Origin of the sequence: Pseudalkalibacillus sp. JSM 102089, assembly GCF_041366475.1 — a bacterium.
In the GTDB taxonomy this organism is placed as follows: Bacteria; Bacillota; Bacilli; order Bacillales; family Guptibacillaceae; genus Guptibacillus; species Guptibacillus hwajinpoensis_B.
In genome coordinates this window covers 38613-59092 of the sequence record NZ_JBEWYW010000006.1, presented here as the reverse complement: position 1 = coordinate 59092, position 20480 = coordinate 38613, and the positions used below count along the sequence as shown (strand labels likewise).

General features: G+C 39.2%; 22 protein-coding genes. 16 read left to right on the top strand and 6 right to left on the bottom strand.

What is annotated here, in order from left to right; genetic code table 11:
* Window positions 1-62: 62 nt before the first annotated feature.
* Window positions 63-1052 (bottom strand): DMT family transporter, encoded by a 990-nt coding sequence (locus tag ABVF21_RS14135; RefSeq protein WP_371018414.1) that lies wholly within the window; start codon window positions 1050-1052, stop codon window positions 63-65.
* A gap of 114 nt (window positions 1053-1166) precedes the next feature.
* Between ABVF21_RS14135 and ABVF21_RS14130 the strand changes: the two genes are divergently transcribed.
* Entirely contained in the window at window positions 1167-1745 is a 579-nt protein-coding gene (locus tag ABVF21_RS14130) for a helix-turn-helix domain-containing protein (RefSeq protein WP_371018413.1), read from the top strand.
* 41 nt (window positions 1746-1786) lie between these two features.
* Here the strand turns inward: ABVF21_RS14130 and ABVF21_RS14125 are convergent, their stop codons facing one another.
* Window positions 1787-3238 carry a SulP family inorganic anion transporter gene (locus ABVF21_RS14125; protein WP_283152483.1) on the bottom strand — a complete coding sequence of 484 codons (1452 nt, stop codon included), beginning with the start codon at window positions 3236-3238 and terminating at the stop codon, window positions 1787-1789.
* A gap of 356 nt (window positions 3239-3594) precedes the next feature.
* Here ABVF21_RS14125 and ABVF21_RS14120 point away from each other — a divergent pair, with 356 nt between their 5' ends.
* Window positions 3595-3792 carry a helix-turn-helix domain-containing protein gene (locus ABVF21_RS14120; protein WP_098442909.1) on the top strand — a complete coding sequence of 66 codons (198 nt, stop codon included), beginning with the start codon at window positions 3595-3597 and terminating at the stop codon, window positions 3790-3792.
* Window positions 3793-3864: 72 nt separating this feature from the next.
* On the opposite strand, the gene ABVF21_RS14115 is transcribed toward ABVF21_RS14120, so the two are convergent.
* Window positions 3865-5199, bottom strand: coding sequence for a sugar porter family MFS transporter (locus ABVF21_RS14115; protein ID WP_303529258.1), 1335 nt, complete (start codon window positions 5197-5199; stop codon window positions 3865-3867).
* A gap of 194 nt (window positions 5200-5393) precedes the next feature.
* Between ABVF21_RS14115 and ABVF21_RS14110 the strand changes: the two genes are divergently transcribed.
* The 3 genes from ABVF21_RS14110 (at window position 5394) to ABVF21_RS14100 (ending at window position 7838) form a co-directional block, all read left to right on the top strand.
* Window positions 5394-6014, top strand: a complete 621-nt coding sequence (locus tag ABVF21_RS14110) for a TetR/AcrR family transcriptional regulator (protein WP_303529256.1) — start codon at window positions 5394-5396, stop codon at window positions 6012-6014.
* Window positions 6015-6052: 38 nt separating this feature from the next.
* Window positions 6053-7495: a DHA2 family efflux MFS transporter permease subunit gene (locus ABVF21_RS14105; protein WP_371018412.1), complete on the top strand. Its 1443-nt coding sequence runs from the start codon at window positions 6053-6055 to the stop codon at window positions 7493-7495.
* 178 nt (window positions 7496-7673) lie between these two features.
* Entirely contained in the window at window positions 7674-7838 is a 165-nt protein-coding gene (locus ABVF21_RS14100) for a hypothetical protein (RefSeq protein ID WP_371018411.1), read from the top strand.
* 49 nt (window positions 7839-7887) lie between these two features.
* Here the strand turns inward: ABVF21_RS14100 and ABVF21_RS14095 are convergent, their stop codons facing one another.
* Window positions 7888-8631 (bottom strand): MerR family transcriptional regulator, encoded by a 744-nt coding sequence (locus tag ABVF21_RS14095; protein ID WP_371018410.1) that lies wholly within the window; start codon window positions 8629-8631, stop codon window positions 7888-7890.
* Between the two features lie 264 nt (window positions 8632-8895).
* Between ABVF21_RS14095 and ABVF21_RS14090 the strand changes: the two genes are divergently transcribed.
* The 4 genes from ABVF21_RS14090 (at window position 8896) to ABVF21_RS14075 (ending at window position 12137) form a co-directional block, all read left to right on the top strand.
* Complete coding sequence (locus ABVF21_RS14090) at window positions 8896-9801, top strand: alpha/beta fold hydrolase (RefSeq protein ID WP_371018409.1); 906 nt, start codon at window positions 8896-8898, stop codon at window positions 9799-9801.
* 34 nt (window positions 9802-9835) lie between these two features.
* Window positions 9836-10393 carry a maltose acetyltransferase domain-containing protein gene (locus ABVF21_RS14085; RefSeq protein WP_371018408.1) on the top strand — a complete coding sequence of 186 codons (558 nt, stop codon included), beginning with the start codon at window positions 9836-9838 and terminating at the stop codon, window positions 10391-10393.
* 310 nt (window positions 10394-10703) lie between these two features.
* Window positions 10704-11828: a histidine kinase N-terminal domain-containing protein gene (locus tag ABVF21_RS14080; RefSeq protein WP_371018407.1), complete on the top strand. Its 1125-nt coding sequence runs from the start codon at window positions 10704-10706 to the stop codon at window positions 11826-11828.
* A 78-nt stretch (window positions 11829-11906) separates the two neighbouring features.
* Window positions 11907-12137, top strand: a complete 231-nt coding sequence (locus tag ABVF21_RS14075; protein ID WP_371018406.1) for a hypothetical protein — start codon at window positions 11907-11909, stop codon at window positions 12135-12137.
* Window positions 12138-12534: 397 nt separating this feature from the next.
* Here the strand turns inward: ABVF21_RS14075 and ABVF21_RS14070 are convergent, their stop codons facing one another.
* Window positions 12535-12711, bottom strand: a complete 177-nt coding sequence (locus ABVF21_RS14070) for a hypothetical protein (protein ID WP_194220982.1) — start codon at window positions 12709-12711, stop codon at window positions 12535-12537.
* Between the two features lie 380 nt (window positions 12712-13091).
* On the opposite strand from ABVF21_RS14070, the gene ABVF21_RS14065 reads away from it, so the two are divergent.
* From ABVF21_RS14065 to asnB, 4 genes are all read left to right on the top strand, one after another.
* On the top strand, window positions 13092-13574 hold the full coding sequence (locus ABVF21_RS14065; RefSeq protein ID WP_371018405.1) for a DinB family protein: 483 nt from the start codon (window positions 13092-13094) through the stop codon (window positions 13572-13574).
* Between the two features lie 165 nt (window positions 13575-13739).
* On the top strand, window positions 13740-14345 hold the full coding sequence (locus tag ABVF21_RS14060) for a peroxiredoxin (RefSeq protein ID WP_371018404.1): 606 nt from the start codon (window positions 13740-13742) through the stop codon (window positions 14343-14345).
* 190 nt (window positions 14346-14535) lie between these two features.
* Window positions 14536-15096 (top strand): class I SAM-dependent methyltransferase, encoded by a 561-nt coding sequence (locus ABVF21_RS14055; protein ID WP_371018403.1) that lies wholly within the window; start codon window positions 14536-14538, stop codon window positions 15094-15096.
* A gap of 427 nt (window positions 15097-15523) precedes the next feature.
* Entirely contained in the window at window positions 15524-17431 is a 1908-nt protein-coding gene (gene asnB, locus ABVF21_RS14050) for an asparagine synthase (glutamine-hydrolyzing) (RefSeq protein ID WP_371018401.1), read from the top strand.
* A 56-nt stretch (window positions 17432-17487) separates the two neighbouring features.
* On the opposite strand, the gene ABVF21_RS14045 is transcribed toward asnB, so the two are convergent.
* Window positions 17488-18873, bottom strand: a complete 1386-nt coding sequence (locus ABVF21_RS14045) for a DUF2254 domain-containing protein (protein ID WP_371018400.1) — start codon at window positions 18871-18873, stop codon at window positions 17488-17490.
* 224 nt (window positions 18874-19097) lie between these two features.
* Between ABVF21_RS14045 and ABVF21_RS14040 the strand changes: the two genes are divergently transcribed.
* The 3 genes from ABVF21_RS14040 to ABVF21_RS14030 all read left to right on the top strand — a co-directional run bounded on the left by ABVF21_RS14040 (window position 19098) and on the right by ABVF21_RS14030 (window position 20401).
* A complete protein-coding gene (locus tag ABVF21_RS14040) occupies window positions 19098-19562 on the top strand; it encodes a CBO0543 family protein (protein ID WP_371018399.1) in 465 nt (154 codons plus the stop codon).
* 84 nt (window positions 19563-19646) lie between these two features.
* Window positions 19647-19970: a DUF3889 domain-containing protein gene (locus tag ABVF21_RS14035; protein ID WP_371018398.1), complete on the top strand. Its 324-nt coding sequence runs from the start codon at window positions 19647-19649 to the stop codon at window positions 19968-19970.
* 131 nt (window positions 19971-20101) lie between these two features.
* Window positions 20102-20401: a hypothetical protein gene (locus ABVF21_RS14030; protein WP_371018397.1), complete on the top strand. Its 300-nt coding sequence runs from the start codon at window positions 20102-20104 to the stop codon at window positions 20399-20401.
* Window positions 20402-20480: the final 79 nt, after the last annotated feature.

Below are 20480 nucleotides of genomic sequence, written 5' to 3'. Positions count from 1 at the left end.
ACTTCATAAAATGACCAATCATTAGGAAATGACTGGTCATTTTATTTTAGTAGGAAGCTTTTCTATACCGTTTTTTGTTGATTTACATGTCGATGATCGGGAGTGCTGGATTCGTTCAGCTTTTTAACATTAAAGCTATGAAGAACAATGCCGACAATAATGAGAGCAATGCCGCCCCATGCGATGTAAGTAGGAAGTGGACTCGATAGAAGCAGTCCCTCGCCTGCGATCGCAAACAATACCTGAGTTGACTGAGTCGCTTCAACAGAGGCAAGCTTTCCCTGGTGAAGTCTCACGCGGTCTGTTGCGATAAAAAATAGTGTTGTGGCAATAACGCCTGAACAGACAGCAACGATCAGCGATTGAGTGAGCTGTTCTCCTGAAGGAAGGCCAACCTTATTCCAGGCGATAACACTTAAAATAATCCAGAACGGAGTGCTCCCAAGCGTCATGCCTAACACACGTTGAAAGGTATCGAGTCGTCCATCACAAAGCTCCATCATCTTTCGGTTTCCGAGTGGATAAGCAATTGCTGCAAAAAGGACAGGAAGAATGCCAATCATTACTTCGTTTACACTCATTTCATTTGCTTTTTGCCACTGAATTAACATGACACCAGCAAGAATCACGATGGAAATAAGGAGAGCTTTTGTTTGAATGCGGTGTCGTTTTTTTATCGGTCCATTTGACGTTTGAACGGTTGAGTAAAAAAGAGGAGCAACGATAATTCCACCTACGATCGTCATTTGCCACGTTCCTGCCACTAGCCACCCCGCGCCATAAGCGGCAGCATAGGTTAAAGGGGCATAAAATAAAACGAATCCAACAAAACTCCAGAGTAGCCATTGAAAAGGGTTCCTTCGCATTTCAATAAAAACTTGTTTCATATTCCGTCTAACGAGTACAATTAATAGAAGAAAAGGAATCATGAAAAGGAAGCGGAGGGAGGAGCTCCACATCCAGCTTCCTCCGGCTAACTCCATTGAACGATTCAAAATAAATGTAACTGCAAAAAACATTGAGGCGAGAATACCGATCGCAATTTCCCTCATATTACTTAAACACACCCTTTGTTAAGTATAGTATATTATGTTTTATGTATATTATAATATACTATAGGATGTGGTAGAAATGTACAAGAGAAAGATAATGGAGAGGATCTATTCGTGGATGAAAAAAAGATAACAGATGCAGAAAAGCTTGCTCAACAGGTTGGTATGACGTTAAGAGCCATTCGGAAAAAACGTGAGATAAGCTTGCAGGAATTAGCAACGTTAACAGACGTGAGTAAGCTTACATTAGGTAAGATTGAAAGAGGAGAGGCGAATCCTTCTTTAACAGTAATATGGAAAATAGCGAATGGTCTTTCCATCCCGATTTCAAGTCTACTAGCAGAAAAGGAAGAAGTCGTTATTTCAAGGAAAAATGTGGGCAATAAAGTATTGAGTTCGAATGAGGCTTTAACGTTAGAACCCATGTTTACAGATAGTGGATATGGCTCTCTAGAAACGCACCGTGCCTTTTTAGAACCTATGGGGGAGTATTACGCAGATGCTCATCAAGAGGGGGTCATTGAATATGTAACGGTAATGGAAGGAAGGGCAACTGTACAAGTTCAGGAACAAACGTATGAATTAAATACGTATGATTCGATTAAGTTTAGAGCGGACCAAAAGCATGGTTACTTGAATCCTCACAGTGAAGGTGCCGTCTTGCATTTCGTCATGATCTATACGAACGCATAACATAGAAAAAAGCCACAGCAGCTGTGGCTTTTTTCTTGCGTTTATTTATTATAAACAGCCAAGCGGTCGATAAGCTGTGAACTTTCCTGGTTAACGCCAGTCACTTTCACATCGATCTCGTTCTGTCTAAATTTCATGATGGCTTTATCAACGGCGCCAACACCTGAGTCATCCCAAACGTGAGCATCTGATAAATCAATCTCGACTGTTTTAATACCTTCTTCTTTATAATTAAAGCTATTCACAAAGTCAGTAACAGAAGCAAAGAACAGCTGACCATGAATGTGATAGATCTTTTTCTCCGCATATTCGTCGATCTTTTCTTCTACGCGTACTTTTGAAATCTTAGAAGCGAAGAATAAAGCACTTAGAATAACACCGGCAAGAACACCTTTTGATAAGTCATGCGTTGTAACAACAGTAATGACGGTGACGACCATCACGGCTGCGTCAGATCGCGGCATTTTATGAAGATTTTTAATGGATGACCAATCGAATGTTCCAATGGATACCATAATCATAACGCCAACTAGAGCTGCCATAGGTATTTTAACGAGTAAATCGTTTAATACTAAGATCAGAATCATTAAGAAAACGCCGGCAACGAAAGTGGATAAGCGTCCACGTCCACCTGACTTCACGTTAATAACGGATTGTCCAATCATCGCACAACCAGCCATTCCTCCGAAAAATCCGGCTACAACGTTCGCCATGCCCTGACCTTTTGCTTCTTTATTCTTATTGCTGTCTGTATCTGTTAAATCATCAACGATTTGTGCTGTTAAGAATGTCTCAAGTAAACCAACAACTGCTAGAGCCATTGAATATGGGAAAATAATCGCTAATGTTTCAAAGTTCAATGGAATACTTGGAATTAGGAATAATGGTAATGCTTGCGTTAATTCACCCATATCCCCAACCGTTCGAACGCCACTACTAGTTGTAATCGCAACAATTGTAATCACAACGATCGCAATGAGTGGTGATGGAACAGCTTTCGTGAAACGTGGGACGATATAAATAATCGCGAGAGCACCTGCTACCATCAAGTACATTGGCCATGATTCACCAACGAAATGCGGCAGTTGAGACGTGAAAATAAGAATCGCAAGTGAGTTCACAAATCCAATCATAACGGAGCGGGGCACAAACTTCATAAAGCGAGCAAGCTTAAACACGCCAAGGAAGAATTGAATAACACCTGTTAAGATGGTTGCTGCAAGTAAATATTGTAGTCCATGATCCGCTACAAGTGTCACCATTAGAAGCGCCATGGCTCCTGTTGCTGCAGAAATCATTCCTGGTCTACCGCCAACAAATGAAATCACTACGGCGATACAAAAGCTCGCGTATAGTCCAACCATCGGATCTACGCCTGCGATAATGGAAAAGGCAATCGCTTCTGGTATTAAGGCAAGTGCGACAACGATTCCGGCGAGGGTATCGTTTTTCACATTGCCAAACCAGTCTTGTTTAATAGAAGATAAGTTCAATGTTGCACCTCTTTCTAAATCTAGTATTGTGATGACTCCTAACTCTCATAGAAGTCGGGTCCGTTTACAACAAGATGAAGTTTAGCACAGAATCTATGAAAATGGAAATAAGAATGTAAGCGAAATTCATGCGGTAAAAACTTTGATTTACTCTTATTTACTCTTAAATTCGCATGCGTTTAATTTTGATAATTTATTAGTAGCACACTAAAACCAGATGATTCATTCATCTTTTAATCTAATTTAACCTAATTTGATATAACCTGTTATAATGAGTTATCGTATTAAGAGAGTTTGGGTCCATAAGCGGAAGAACTTTGTTAGAATAGGGTGATAGATTGATAAGGAGCGATAACATGAGTCAGGATAATGAGCATCATGATATTATGACGATCTCTCAAGTGGCGAAATATTTTCAAATTAGTGAGATGACCACATATAAATTAGTTCAGGATGGCAAAATCCCGGCGTTTAAGATTGGGAGTCACTGGCGTATTCAAAAATCTGATCTTACTGAATTAATTAAAAAGCTTAAGAATGGTGAGCGGATATAACGGAGACGTTGCTCACAAAGAAAACCCGCTGATCCAATGTGGATTAACGGGTTTTCTTTGCTTGTATTATGTTTATGCTTTTCCTCGGAGGTCATTTTCAATCTCCTCAAGACTTCTTCCTTTTGTTTCTGGTACATATTTCATGACAAAGAAGAAAGCAAAGACACCGATGATGGCAAAGATTACGAATACCCATGCTGTTCCGAGCGCTGAGAGTAGAACAGGAAAGAATAAGGAAACAACTAAATTCGATGCTGATAGCAGAAGTGTTGTAAATCCTGTCGCAGCCCCTCGAGCTTTATTTGGGAAAAGTTCTGGTAGCATAACCCAAACAACCGGTCCCCATGTGGCGGAGAAAAAGATGATAAAGAGCCCAAGAAAGAAGACGGTTAGCCAGGCGATTGTCGTTGTAAGTTCTGCTGTAAAGAGAATTGTTGCAAGAATAATTAAGCTTAACGACATCCCGATATTTCCTAGTAGCAACAGTTTTTTTCGACCTAGTTTATCAATCGTAGCGATGGCTACAAGTGTCATCAACACATTCATGATTCCTATTCCAAGCGTTCCGAGAATAGAAGCTGAATCTCCAAGACCAGCTTTTGTGAAAATGGTTGGTGCGTAGTAGATCACCGCATTAATGCCAATAAGCTGTTGGAAGATGGCAATACCGCTTCCGACAAGAAGCATTGGACGTATCCATTTGGATTTAAGTACATCCCACGTGCTTTCCTCAGTTTCCTCAATTTTTTTCATTTGCTTCATTTCTTCATCTATTTCACTTTGTTCTCGCGTTAATGCCATCACTTTTCTAGCCTCATCTTCACGGTTGCGCTTAATGAGCCAGCGAGGACTTTCGGGCATAAAGAGAACACCGATCATTAATACGAGCGCTGGAACGGAAGCAAGACCAAGCATCCAACGCCATCCCTCAATTGGTGCAAATGCATAGTTAATGAGGTAAGCGAGCACAATTCCAATCGTGATCATTAACTGATTCAGCGAAGCTAGTGCGCCCCTTGACCTTGTTGGCGCCATTTCTGATAAGTAGACAGGTACAATCGCGGTTGAACCACCAACAGCAAGTCCAAGAATGATGCGGCCAATAATGAGAACGACTGCGTTAGGAGAAAGAGCTAAGACGAGTGATCCAATCATGTAAATGAGTGCGATTGCAAAAACGACGCGCCTTCGTCCAAACCTATCAGATACATACCCACTCATTCCGGCGCCTACAATAGCACCGCCTAATAACGAACTAACGACAACCCCTTGTAGAAAATCAGAAAGGGGAATATCTTGTTCAATAAATAATAAAGCACCGGAAATAACTCCTGTGTCATATCCGTACAGTAAGCCTCCGAGAGCCCCGAAGAAAAAAATCCATCCTTTACTAATGTTTCTGTTCATCACAGTAACCACCTTTGTATAACATTATTCCTAAAAAATAGTTTCCACTCTTTTTTTGAAAGCAAACATTCTTATTATTAAGAGTGTGCTGCTCATGTCGGGAGGTCTCTTTTCTTGACATGTGACACTGTGTCACATATAGTAGGTTTGGCGATATGACATAGTGTCATAATTTTAGTGGTAGGTGATTCATTGTGCCAAAAGCAACCTTTTTTAATTTGAAAGAAGAGAAAAAGCAAATACTAATTGATGCAGCAAAAAAAGAGTTTTCTAGAGTATCGCTCTATGATGCATCGATTTCAAATATCTTGAAAACCGCAGGTATACCAAGAGGGAGCTTTTATCAATATTTTGAGGATAAAGAAGATGCTTTCTTTTATTTATTAAATGAACATGCAAGAGAACGTCATGAACATTTAATTGACAATCTAAAGAAGTTTGAAGGAGATCTCTTCAAAGCGATTAGTGAGATTTTTAGGTCTACGTTGGAGCATTCAGAGGATACTGGTCAGAGAGATTTTATTCGAAATGTACTGCTTAATATGAACTATAAGATTGAGAATACGTTCTCGCAGTATTTAACCGAGGATGTCACAAACCATCGTTATGATGACATTTATGACCTTGTGGATCATGAGAACTTAAATGTTTCAAGCAGGAAAGAGGTGTTTCATATTATGCAGATTTTAACAGCCGTTACGTTTCATAATTTGATTCACAGTATCTCTAATAACTTATCCATTCCAGATGCGATGGCAAAATACCAGACTGAGCTTAGACTTCTTCAATCCGGTCTACTTCGAACACCTTCCTGACCGAAATAACAGACAATCATTAAGAAAGAAGGGAGAACATGAACGACACTAAACAATCATCAGAAGGAATCGGTTCTTTTAATAAAGTTCCGCTCTTAATCGTGCTATTGTCAGGTGCATTTGCAGCGATACTAAATCAAACGCTGCTTGCGACGGCATTGCCACATATCATGGTCGATCTAGACTTGGAGGCAAGTACAGCCCAGTGGTTAACCTCGATTTTCATGCTAGTTAATGGCGTGATGATTCCAATTACAGCTTTTCTAATAGGTAAATTCACAACAAGAACACTCTTCTTAACCGCGATGGGTCTATTTGCGGTTGGTACAGCTATTTGCGCCGTTGCCCCGAACTTCCCACTCTTGATGGTAGGGCGTATCATCCAGGCCTCTGGCGCCGGAATTATCATTCCGCTTATGCAAACGATCCTCTTTTTAATTTTCCCTGTTGAAAAAAGGGGTACAGCGATGGGGATGTTTGGGCTAGTGATTTCCTTTGCGCCAGCGATCGGTCCAACTTTATCCGGATGGCTTGTGGAGCAATACCCGTGGAGAAGTTTGTTTTATGTGATCCTACCGATCGTGATTATTGACTTCTTTATTGCGTATTTGATTTTGAAAAACGTGACAGAGCAAACGAATCCGAAGCTAGATATTCTATCGATCGTTCTTTCATCGTTAGGTTTCGGTGGATTATTGTATGGATTCAGTAGTGCCGGTACAAACGGTTGGGGAAGTGAACAGGTGATTATCGCCATGGTCATTGGTAGTGTGACATTGTGCTGGTTCATCTTACGTCAGTTAAAACTTAAGCAGCCTGTGCTTCAATTTAGAGTGTTTCAATATAAGCTATTCACATTAACAACTGTGCTTGGAATGGTTGTCTTTATTGCCATGATCGGTGCTGCAACTGTTCTGCCGCTTCTTATGCAGAATATGCTTGGATTCACCGCATTTGAATCAGGATTAATGCTATTGCCAGGAGCGCTAATTATGGGCTTTATGAACCCGATTACTGGTAGGATATTCGATAAATTTGGTGCAAAGTGGCTTGCGATCATTGGTTTGATTATCGTAACGGTGACGACATTTATGTTCACAAATTTAACACCAGAAACGACGTTTGCTTATTTAGCTATTGTAAATGCGATCAGAATGTTTGGGGTAGCGATGGTGATGATGCCAGTTACAACGGCAGGATTAAATCAGCTTCCTGCTCACCTCATTCCACACGGTACAGCTATGAACAATACAATGCGTCAAGTGTCCGGTGCTGTTGGAACCGCGCTTCTCGTTACCGTCATGTCTCAGGCAGCGCAGCCGTCACGCGGTGTTGAAGGTCTTGTTCATGGCGTTAACGTTTCCTTTATCGTAGCGGGTATTTCAGCTATTATTGGACTTGTTTTAGCTTTGTTTATTCGAAAACCGAAAGCGACTAAAGAAGATTCAGTTCAGAAAAACAAAGTGGCTACTGAAAATTAAATCGCCTAGATAATAAATACGATTTCTGTAGATGTTTTCTACGAGTAGACAAAACTCTTCCTATACTAATATAGGAAGAGTTTTTTTGAATACATCACTTTTCATCTACGCCAGATGAAACTTTTTCTATAAACAATCGTAAAAAGGATAGACAATCTCTTAAGAAGGAGTAGATGTAATGAAAAAGTCGAAAAGAGAGAGCAAGATGGGATTAGGTATTGGTCTTGGAATAGCGATTGGAGCGGGTGTAGGCGTCGCATTGGATAATATTCCCGTTGGAATTGGTGTTGGGATCGCCCTTGGAGTCGGATTTGGTTCCAGTAAAGGGAAAAAGAATGAGTAATAAAAAAGCTCAACTTCTTAAGAAGTTGAGCTTTCCTGTTTAGTGATTCCTATTTGTTTTCATCTGCATACACTTTCATAGCATCTCGCATAAAAAGCGCAAGACCTTCCCCGTATTGATCAATGTTCTTCGTGAAACGCTCATCGTCTACATACATCTGACCAAGTCCTTCAAATGCCTCAAGTGTGTAGTGATAGCCAACATTTCCATTGAGAAATTCATACCAATCGTGAATCGCTTTCTGCGCTTCAGCTGCTTCCGGTGAACCATTTCTAAGAGTAGCAAGTTTTTTATAAATGGAATCAAATGAGTGACCGAGCTCTTTTTTTTCGTCCTTTGATAAGCTGTTGAGCTTTTGTTTAGATCGATTAATGACTTCATCTCCATAACGTTCGCGTGCTTCTTGTTCATACGGGTTTTGACTAAAATCGAAACCATCAAACCTCTCTTGATCTGTCATTGTTTTTTCTCCTTTCACACTCTGGATCGTTTTATCAATCATGGTGATCATCTTATCCAATCGTCGTTTCTTTTCATGCAGTATTTCTTTTTGATAGCTCAGCGCTTCCATTCGATCAAAATCTGGTTCTTCTAGAATGGTTTTAATTTTCTTCAGCGAGAAATCAAGTGCTCTAAAAAAGAGAATTTGCTGAAGCTTCTCAAGATCTTCATTTGAATAAAGACGGTAACCAGTTTCCGTGGTAGCTGGTGTTAAAAGTCCGATTTCATCGTAGTAATGAAGAGTTCGAACACTAATTCCAGTTAATTCAGCTACTTCTTTTACTTGTTTCATAAGCTAAGTGTCCTCCTTTCAAATTTAACTTTAGTGGATAACGCAACGTAAGGGTCAAGAGATAAAAAGGTTTCATTTATGTACTTTTGGATTTCATTGTTTTTCCTTCTAGTTTGAGCGTTCTTTTCAATTTCATCAAATTTTCAACTAATAATGTTATTATTTAGGTGAGATGGCAAGTTTTACTCTAGGGAAAGAAAATAATTGTTATTAATGTTCACCTTCTCATCCATTTTGCGATAGGACAACCATAAGGAGGGGCTTATGCAGGAGAAGTCGATGGTTTTAAGTGATGGAAGAAAACTTGGCTATTGGAAGTATGGCGATCCTACTGGTATACCGATTATGCTTTTTCATGGAACACCAGGATCACGCATCTGGTTTTTAGAAGATGATGAACTAGCCAAAGCGATGGGGATTTACTTAATTTCAACTGATCGACCGGGATATGGGCTCTCTACTTTTCAAAAAAATAGAACGATCCTTGATTGGGCTGTGGATGTAGAGGAGCTCGCTACGCATATTGGTTTAAGGCATTTCTCTGTCCTGGGTGTTTCTGGAGGCGGTCCATTCGCTGCGGCATGCGCATATGCATTGCCTGAACGAGTTCAAAATACCGCTCTAGTCTCTTCGGCTACACCATTTAAAAAGGGTAGAGCCCCAAAGGAAATGGCGAAAGAAAACCGGATTGCGTTTTTTTTATCAAAGTATTTTCCTTGGCTCATTAAGAAAGCGAATTTAGCTCAAAAGAAAATGCTTGAAAGCCATCCAAATAAGTATCGAAATGCTATGTTAGCTGGGAATCATCGTCATCTTTCTGATTGGGATCGTGACTTTTTAAAAGAAGAAGCTCTTGTGGAAACAGGGTTATATCACGCGAAGGAAGCTTATCGACAGGGTGTAGAAGGAGTCATCTATGAAACGAATCTCCTATCAAAAGATTGGGGGTTCGAGGTTAGCGAGATTAAAGGGCCGTTGAGATTATGGCATGGCGAGAATGATACGTTATCACCTGTAAATGAAGTTCGTAAACTAGCGAAACGAGCACCTTTAATAGAGATGACGCTCATTCCGAACGGAGGTCATTTTCTCACAGAGAATGAAGATCTATGGGCGGAAATGTTACTCTATTTAAAAAATTGGAATGTGAACACAACGGTTTTATCGTGAATAACCATTTTTAGAGGAGATAGGAGCGAGTTATTTGAGGTCAGAAAAAGAAAAGATGATCAGGGGAGAATATTATCGACCAGAGGATGAGCAATTGCAGAAAGATCGTCTTCATGCACGCAAAATAACAAGGTTATTCAATCAAACAATTGAGACAGATGTAGAAGATAGAACGCGGTTATTGAAGGAGTTCTTTGGTTCTACGAAAGAAAATCTCTATATTGAACCGACTTTTAAGTGTGATTATGGTTATAACATTCATGTAGGAGAGAATTTTTTTGCGAATTTTGACTGCGTGTTTCTCGATATTTGTGAAATACGCTTTGGTGACAATTGCATGCTAGCTCCAGGAGTTCATATATATGCAGCAACACATCCGCTAGATCCGACGGAACGCAATTCTGGCCAAGAATATGGAAAGCCCGTTTTTATTGGAGACAACGTATGGATTGGTGGAGGCGCCATTATTAACCCGGGTGTCACAATCGGTAATAATGCTGTTATTGCTTCAGGTGCTGTGGTTGTGAAAGATGTGCCGGATAATGTCGTGGTTGGCGGGAATCCAGCGAGGGTAATCAAAGAAATCAAATAGGTAAGAGTATCAGTAAAACGAATTATTTTAAATGTGAGAGTGGCAAGACAGTCAACTATATTAAATGCATTGAACTCCTACTAACGACTTGTTTTATAACAGTTGTAGACATATTCACGTTTGACTAATATCGTACGAATTACTTTTATAGGAAAGAAAAAGAGAGATTTTCTTTCATTGATTGACGATCTTTATCCACCAATAATAGATTATCTCTCTATAATGCATCTATAAAATTCCCTCTATTTACTGTTATACTTGAAAATATAACCATGAATGACCGACTAAGGCAGGAAGGGGTGAAGCAAGTATGGCTGTTCGAGAGCAACTACTAGACTATCTCGATCATAATCTTGAAAGCTATCTTATCAAATGGAAACAAAAGATACGAATTTCTAAGACAGACATACACCGCGATAAAGTGGAAGCCAATGGTATTCTCATGTATCGTCTAGTTCAACAAAATATAAAAGAGCCAATTGCTCGTGAGAAAATTGTGACACTTGCGCACAAAGTAGCGGTTGAGCGAGCAGAAGCGAATGTTAACATAGGAGATTTTATTTATAACGTGAATGCTGGAAGAAGCGTTCTCATGAAGCATATAACGTATTCTGAAGTAAATGTGAATGATCTTCAGAATACTCTAGACTCCATAAATGATTTATTTGATCTGTTTTCTTATCATGCCGTAACCGAGTATACAAAGCTGAAGGAAAATGAATTGCAAGAAAAGATTTCTTTTATAGATGAAACTCATCAGGAGAAGCTTTCCATCTTGGGCCAGATGTCTTCTAGTTTCGTTCATGAGTTCAGGAATCCCCTTACAGCCATTATAGGATTTGTGAAGCTTCTTCAAAGAGAGTATCCCGATATGAAATATGTTGAAGTGATCGATCATGAGCTGCAACAGCTAAACTTTCGCATTGCTCAATTTTTGCATGTCTCCAAAAAGGAGATTGATAGCGGACAGGAAGAGTGGCTGGAGGTTAAAGGTCTGTTTGACTCGATTATCGCCTTCATCTATCCGAGTATTATTGATATTGATGTGCGAATTGTTAATGAATTTCCAGCGAACCTTTCTGTATATGGCCAGCAAGATAAACTACGACAAGTATTCTTGAATATCCTTATGAATTCGTTAGATGCTCTTAAAGCTGAAAGCTCTCCTCGCCAAATACGGATCGCGGGAGAACAAGCAGAAGGAATGTTAACCATTCGCATCACAAATAATGGACCAAAGATAGATGACAAAACCCTGGATCGCATTTTTGAACCTTTTTATACGACAAAAGAACTTGGCACGGGCATCGGATTGTATGTGTGCCAAAAGATCATTCAGAATCATCACGGGGAAATTAACTGTCATTCTAGTGAAGAAGAAACGACATTCACGATTCGCTTACCATTTGTTGAGGAAAAGGATGCGATAAAGTAACCCCTTTAAAATTGCTTTCTGATCAAGAAGCCTACTATAATGTGGGCAAGCAACATCTTGATGTAAGGAGTGAGAAGAATGATTACTAAAAACGCGGGAACGCTGAGTAAAGCCTATTTTAAATCTTATATGGAGCTTGTGATGAGTGCGAGAGAATGGTCATTGGAAGAAGCGAAAGGTTATGCATTTGAGCAGCTTTTTCAAAATAATGAACAGGCAAATGGCCCTGAAACATATGAGAAGTTTAAAAAGGCTTATGCAGAGCTGTTGGAAAAAGTGTCTGCTGAAGAAGCTGATACATTAGAATAAATAGGGATCGGTATGGAATAGAGGCTTAGTGAAGTCTCTTTTTTATTCACTTTTTTAATGATAGGGGGCATAAAGGTGTTTGGATGGGAATACGTTCCTGACTGGTTCCCCTGGTTTGCGGGCGTTGTGGTCTTGCTGTTTGTTTTATTAAGTGAATGGTGGATTAGAAGATAAAATAAGAAAGGGCAGGGGAGATTGAACTGCCCCTGTCCTTTCGATGTTGTTTCATTAGTTTCCAGCGCTTGTCGGACCTACCGGGCGCTTGCGCTTTTCTGATCTAGCTCCAGCGCCCAGGTCCTCGAGTCGCTTCGCCTTTTACTTCGAACACAAAGGCCGTGTTCAAATTAAAAGGCTCCAGCGCTTGTCGGACCTACCGGGCACTGGAGCTTTTCTTTTATTAAAGCATTTTATATTCTTCGTGTCTTACGACGATTCGTTTTGATTCGTCTTCTGAGTATTCTTCCCATTCGGCTACAATCGTATTGTTTAGTAGGCTAACGACTTTAGCTTTTCGGTTATCGATTTCGACTAGACTTCCGATTTCAGGGAGAATGATTTCCTGTTCTTCCTCCATGTAAATCCCTCTTTTCCATTTAAACTGATTTATATAATAACATAATTCATATAGGATGCCTAACGATCTGAAAAAATCAATTGTATTTTTATTAAAAAACCACTTTTGGGTTGAAAAGCCTCGATAAACACAAGAAATATCTAGCTTTATCGTCAAGTTTCGCGATATCCTCCGTTACAGCTAACATAGCTAAGAGGAAAGAAGGTTTTGTGTTTTAGCATATGAAGAGATGTCATAGCATAGAGTGATGTATAGCCTATTCTCTCCCCCCTCTTTGTGAGGGGTATTTTTGTTTTCTGGACTTTTCTCACTTTATTTGCTCAAGTATGAGGTGTAAAATGAATGAGTAAAGAATGAATACATATTCAGGAGGTTATTTGATGTTTCGATCACTTGAAGATTTTGTACGAACATGGGAACGTGAGACGGCTCAAACTGTTAAACTAATGGATTATCTAACAGATGAATCTCTTTCACAGCAAGTTGCGCCAGATCATTTTACACTAGAAAAGCTAGGCGTTCACTTATCACAAGCGATTACTTATATGATGTCGAGTGCTGGGCTCGACCTTCAACCGAAGAAGGAACGTGATTCCTTTAAGGCAGAAGAAATCTCAGCTTTGTATAAAGAAACTGCTGAAGAGTTCGTGAGTACGCTTCAGGAGCAGTGGAATGATGAGAAGTTAACAGAAACAACCACATTCTTCGGTAGTGAAACAACTTACGGAAATATTCTTCTTCTCTTACTCCAACATCAGACGCATCATCGAGGACAAATGACAGTGCTTATGCGTCAGGCTGGTCTTACTGTACCAGGAATGGTCGGACCTTCTCGTGAAGAATGGGCAGCTATGAAAGGGTAACCCTTCAAATGAAAGAGACTTTCTTTAATAAACAGAAAGTCTCTTTTTCTATGATACAAAATGCTTTAAGTGAACGGTCATGATCGTTAGGGATTAGAAGAATAAAAGAAACAGACAAATGGACAGCCTCTTGAACATATACTGCCTGTGAAAAGAGGTGGGGAAGTGGAGCATGAAGAGTATCAATCTTACCAACGACTAGACTGCGCACAAACAACAGACAAGGCGCCTTTATTTCGAGCTCATGCCTTTGATCCGATTCAAAAAGAAATAAAGAGAATCAGCTTAGAGGATTACCGGGAAAAGTGGGTCATTCTTTTTTTCTATTCTAGCGACTTTACCTTTGTCTGACCGACAGAATTAGCAGCGGTCGCTGCTATTTATCCTGAGCTTCAAGCTATGAATACAGTAGTCTTAGGGATTAGTACAGATAGCGTTTACGCACATAAGGTATTCACAGAAGTTTCCCCGGCTGCATCTAAAGTGAATTATCTGCTTGTGAGTGATCGAAATCATAATATCAGTCGAAATTATCGTGTATTAAATGAAGATGAGGGTGCTACCTATCGAGGAACGATTATTATTAACCCAAAAGGTGTGATCGTCTCAAAAATGGTTTATCCTGTTGAGGTAGGAAGAAATGCATATGAGATTCTAAGATTAATACAGGCACTTCAATATAATGAGAAGACAGGAAAAAGCGTTCAAGCCAATTGGGTACCTGGTCAGCAAGGAATCAATCGGAACGCAACTTATATAGGAAGAGTATAAAGCTACGGTTTACCGTAGTTTGTTTTTTTGCAGTTACCCTATCTAAATAATGAATTCTTGGTATCATCATAAATAGAGTTCCTTTTTAGGGTAGGGATGGTCATAACTATCGGACTTTTGACCGAGGAAGGCAGGATGATTCATTATTAATCCAACCAAACAATCAAAGATATTCGACAAGCACGCAAAGATGTATGAGAAGAGAAGAAAGAAAACAACTATAGATACAAAATTCCGAAAGAAACTTTTAGCAAAAGCGAGTGGAGATGTTTTGGAATTATCGGTGGGAACAGGAACGAATTTTCCACTATATCCTAACATTCGTTCGCTGACAGCAGTTGATTTTAGTGAAGAGATGGTTCGCTATGCAAGAGAGGCTGCAAAAGAAACGCGGTATCCTTGTACGATCATCGAGGAAGATGTAGAAGTGGTTGTGTTTAAAGAAAATTCCTTTGATACAGTCGTCTCTACATTATCTATGTGCTCGTATCCTCATCCTAACGTTGTATTGGAGCAAATGGCGAAGTGGTGTAAACCAGGTGGACAAGTATTATTGTTTGAACACGGAATAAGTTCCAATCGCATAGTTTCACACCTTCAAAAGAAGTTAGATCCAGTATTATCAGAAAAAATTGGATGTCATGTTGATCGAAATATAGTCCAACTCTTAGAGAATTCTAGTCTTCGGGTGACGGCAGTGGACAGCCATTTCTTAGGTATATTTCATCTCGTTTTTGCAACAATAGAATGATAAGTAAACCTCTGTCTGAGCTACATAATGAGAGAGGTTTTTTCTATAGATTTTATTCAATTCCTCTAATTTTGTCGAAAGTTGACTTCTTTTCGGATTAGCTTTCGAATTGAAAGTGGAGTGTGATTTAATAGAAGGGATCACTTCCAATTAATTTCCTAGATAAGACGAACGACTTCTTTCCACTAATTGATAACAACCTACTTCTCCTACTACCTCTCGAATAAAGAAAGCTACCGCATTTATAAATCAGAAGAAACATTTAACAAGTTGAAATCGTTTAATAGATAGATTCTTTTTGAATAAATTGACATATGCTGTCATGAATACAGTCGATCTAAGGAACTTTTATAACAATTAGGTTACGTTTTGATTACGATAATGTTACAATGGAAGTGTTAATTCAAACGAAAGTGTGGCTACAACTATGTGTGGTTTTGTTGGAGTGTTACGTACAGAGCCAGGAAAATCGGACCATTACGATCATTCTGATTTTGTGAGAAGGAATCAAATTATTACACACAGAGGACCAGATGACGAAGGTTATTATACAGATGAATCGATTTCTCTTGGTTTTAGAAGACTTAGTATTATTGACCTTGAAAGTGGTCACCAGCCTTATCATTACGAAGATCAGCGATATTGGATGGTCTTCAATGGTGAAGTCTATAATTATGTAGAACTTCGTGAACAGTTGAAGAGAGAAGGTTACACGTTTCACACGGAGTCGGATACAGAAGTGGTTCTTACGTTATTTATACATAAAGGGGAGAAGGCGTTTGCTGACTTAAGAGGAATGTTTTCGATTCTTATTTGGGACAAGCTTGAAAAGAAATTAGTAGGTGCTCGCGATCCTTTTGGAATTAAACCCCTTTATTATATGCAGAATGATGAGGAGCTGATTTTTGCTTCTGAGAAAAAAAGTATCACAATGATAGAAGAATTCGAAGCTGTGAATCCTTCTGCTCTTCAACATTATTTAAGCTTTCAATATGTACCAGAACCGCTAACGATGACGGAAGGAATAAAGAAGCTTGAGCCTGGTCACTATTTTGTTAAAAAGCATGATGAGCCCATGGTGATGAGACGCTATTTCCATGCGACATTTAAACCGATCACGACAGAACGAAATTGGGTGAAGGACATTCAGAATGTTCTTTATGATTCTGTTAATGTTCACATGCGAAGTGATGTTCCGGTTGGCTCGTTTTTATCTGGGGGAATAGATTCTTCTATAATTGTCTCTATGGCAAAGAAATTTAATCCGCAAATAAAAACATTTTCTGTTGGTTTTGAACGGGACGGGTATTCAGAAGTTGATGTTGCGAAAGAAACGGCTGATAAGCTGGATGTTCCCAATTATTCTTACATGATTTCTGCAAAAGAGTATGTGAAAAAGTTACCAAAAATCATGTGGCATATGGATGATCCACTTGCTGATCCGGCATGTGTCCCGCTTTATTTTGTCGCAAGAGAAGCACGGAAGCATGTAACGGTTGTCCTCTCAGGTGAAGGGGCAGATGAGCTCTTTGGAGGATATAACATATACCGCGAGCCTGATGCGCTCCGTCTTTTCAAACCTATGCCTGTGATGATGAAAAAAATGGTGAATCGCGTTGCACATGTTTTTCCTGAAGGAATGCGTGGTAAGAGCTTTCTTGAACGAGGATCAACACCGCTTTCGGAGAGGTATATTGGAAATGCGAAGATGTTCGAAGAAAGTGAAAAGAAACAGCTTTTAACGACTTATTATCAAAATGAGCATTATCAAAAGATAACAAAACCGTTCTATCAAAATGTGAAGAAAGACAATCCTGTGAATCAAATGCAATATGTTGATATTCAAACGTGGTTACGAGGAGATATTCTTTTAAAAGCGGATAAGATGACTATGGCAAATGCGTTAGAACTTCGTGTGCCGTTTCTTGATAAAGAAGTGTTCCGAGTCGCTCGTGAAATTCCAGTTCGTGAAAAAATTGCAGATGGTACAACTAAATCCATTCTTCGTAAAGCGGCACGTGGGATTGTACCAGACCATGTTCTCGATCGAAAAAAACTTGGTTTTCCTGTGCCGATTCGCCACTGGCTCAGGCAAGAGTTGTATGAATGGGCCAAGCAGCTTATTCATGTGAGTGAAACGGATTACTTAATCGATAAGTCACTTGTGATGAGGCTTTTAGAAGCGCATAAAGCGGAAAAAGGCGATTACTCAAGAAAAATTTGGACCGTGCTAATCTTTATGCTCTGGCACCAAATATTTGTTGAAGATGTGTATTCCTTTGAAGAGCTTCAGCAGGAAGATGAAATTGTAAGCAAAGTAGCAACATATCGCTAAATGGAAAAGGTGACCTCTGGAGGTCACCTTTTTTGTATGATTTTTGGTTTGTATCCTTAAGAGTGCTTTTGTTCAATTTGGATTAAACGCTTCTCAATGGGCTTGTAATCTTCCTGATGCCCTGTAAATACAGCGAGATCATAGAGACGTTGTAGGAGATAATCTCGATCAAGATCATAGATGAATTGTTTCGGAATGTGATCCATTGAATTTTTAGCAAAGTCCCAAACAACATCCAATTTGTCTTTACTAATGGATTGAGAAACCATGCTAAGTGCTGAAATGATTTCCGTAATGATCGGATAGTTATCACCGGCATAGTGTCTTAAATACCCAAATCCTCGATAAAGGTAATAACTAAAGTCTTCTGCATCCATCACAACTCTTACTTGCTTTTCGTGATCGGCCAGGTACGGGGTGAAGGTAATGTCCCGTTCCACTTCAAGAAGAAGATCCGCCATTTGATGAATAATGGTGATTGAAGTTTGGGGGTCATCGTTACCGAGTGATTTCACACCAATTTCTGATAGCTTGGTCATCCCCATCTTTAGGTCTTGAATCTCTGTTTCTTTATAACCTAATTCAATAAAGCCGCAATATTTTTCTGGGTTAACTCGTTCAGCTCCAGCACCCCAATATGAGAAGAAGCGGTTACCTTCTAGAACATAGTCTCCTACTTTGTTATGGAGTTTAATAATGACTTGATCTTTCCGAGCTTCGTCGATCATCGTTTTGAAATCAATGAGCTGAATATAGCCGGATTTAGGAGCGGTAATAAGTGTTTCGGTTTCCCGTTCTTTTTCCATTAAATCTCCCGGTTCTGCAGCACGAAATTGCTCAAGGTCGTTTCGAAGCGTTTCTCTTACGATAGAGATTGATTCTTCTTTCATGTTTGTAGCAATATTATGTACCTGCATCCAGCTCGTCGCGTGATTGATAAAGAAAATAAATGTTACAACAGTTATAAACGCGAGGAGGACAGTCATGCCTGGTATGGCTACAAAGTATTCGTCTTCTTTGCTCGTAATGAATAAGAAAATGACGAGAACGTAAACAAAGCTACCGTGGAATATTCCAATGAAGTGCTGTGTCGTTCGGTCGGCAACGAAGTTAAGAAGCATTCTAGGTGAGAATTGCCCGCTGAACGTTGTGAGAACAACGAGTAACGAGTTGAGTGTAAAGGCGCTAAGAGTTAAAATACCGCCTATGAGGGCACTAATTAACAATCGGGTTGGCTGAGCTGTTGTACGAAACATCTCAGGCGCATAATTTGAAAGTTCAAAAACTAAATCAAAATATAATGTAACAGCTACGAATACGAAGGCTCCTAAAATATATAACCCTGGCATATACCAGAGCGTAGCCTGAAGCTCGTGTTTTCGAATGCGTTTAGACATTTCGAAATATTTTCGTAGCTGCCATGGTAATATTTTTTTTATCATGGCAAGGGACTCCCTTCAATTTCAATCACTAACACTTTAGGATTACCCTTGAGGTTCGTCATTAAACCGTATGAAGAGGAATTTGTTTCATTTTTTTAATTATACCTTCACATGACGGTGCGAAATATGAAATCGTAAACCTTTTCCTTTGTTTAACATTGAATAGTACAGAGGAGGAGGGGAGATAATAATAGAATAGAGGATTAAATTGAAGGTGATGAATCATGATATCAGAAGAATCAATACTTTGGATTTTAATTAGTATTGGTGTCCTTTTGTTCGTTTACAGTCTTAGAAAGCCGCCAATAAAAGAATGGCTTCTGTTCTTTTTATTAACAGCCTATTTGTCATCAATTATTGGTGTTATTGTGGTTGAAGAGAATTTGCTTTCTTATCCAGTGAACTTGTTTAATGCACATTTCGATTCTAGTTTTACATATGAATATGTTTTATTTCCTGTATTAGGTATTTACTATTATCAAAGTACTTATCGATCTGGATGGTTGGGTTTTATCGTGAAGGCTGCGGTGTTTTCTTCTATTATTACTATTATGGAATACTTTCTAGAAAGATACACCAACCTTATACACTATATAAGCTGGACTTGGATGTATACATTCATCAGTACAATCTTTGTGTTAGTGCTCATCCGCATGATTGTCAAGTTCCTGCCACCCGTTAAAAATTAGCGAAGGGATTTAACTGCTAGGTGCATGATTAGGAGGAAAGGAATGAATACTATCTTCAGAGTAGACTGAATGGAGGTAGGTACTTTGTTAAATAAACTGATTGCCGTCTTAGCTATGACTTTCATACTCCTTGTTCCGATCGCACACGTTGGAGCTGAACCACCTTCTTATGCGAAGTGGGGGAAAACAGCGATTCAAGAGACGAGTCAAAGGTATCCCGATCAACAAATTACAGACTACAGTTATGATGGGAAGGTTTTTATATCTGATGTTCGTGAGCAATACGATTTTGAATTTACGTTAAAGCAAAATGGACAATCAAGGGAAATTAGAGTCTATGTCCTCGTTAACCCTAAGAAGGACCAGCTAATCGGTGTGAAATATGATGAGATTGAAGAATTTCAATAATCCTTATGAAAAAGTCAGCCATACCGGCTGGCTTTTTGTTGTGTTTTTAGGAAAAAAGGAATTTAGCGAGTTAAATCGAATGATATATGAATACAGAGAGGGTTATTTATTGAGAAGAGGAGAGGAAGACCATGAACATTATTAAACGTAAAACAGATGTTGAGACATTGTTGAAGGATTTTGAGCAAATTGCTGAATTTGACCAAATAGGTCAAAAACATTACTTCGTTTTTGATGATACAGAAAAAGAAGGACAGTGTACGGTCATGAAATACCAAGGTAATTCATTTTCCGTGCATTGCAAAGGAGCCTCTTATTGTGATGATCAGGAAAAGTATTTAGATGATCGTGCACTAATAGGTTTCTTATGGAAGCGACGTAAGGCTGTTAACATGATCCTTCGAGAAGCTCTTAAGGAAAAGGTATCTTAAATAACTTAACTTCAATCGTGTGGAATAATTCAGGAACTCTTTCGAATAAGCATCTGTCCTGAAGAAATGCTCTCTTTCA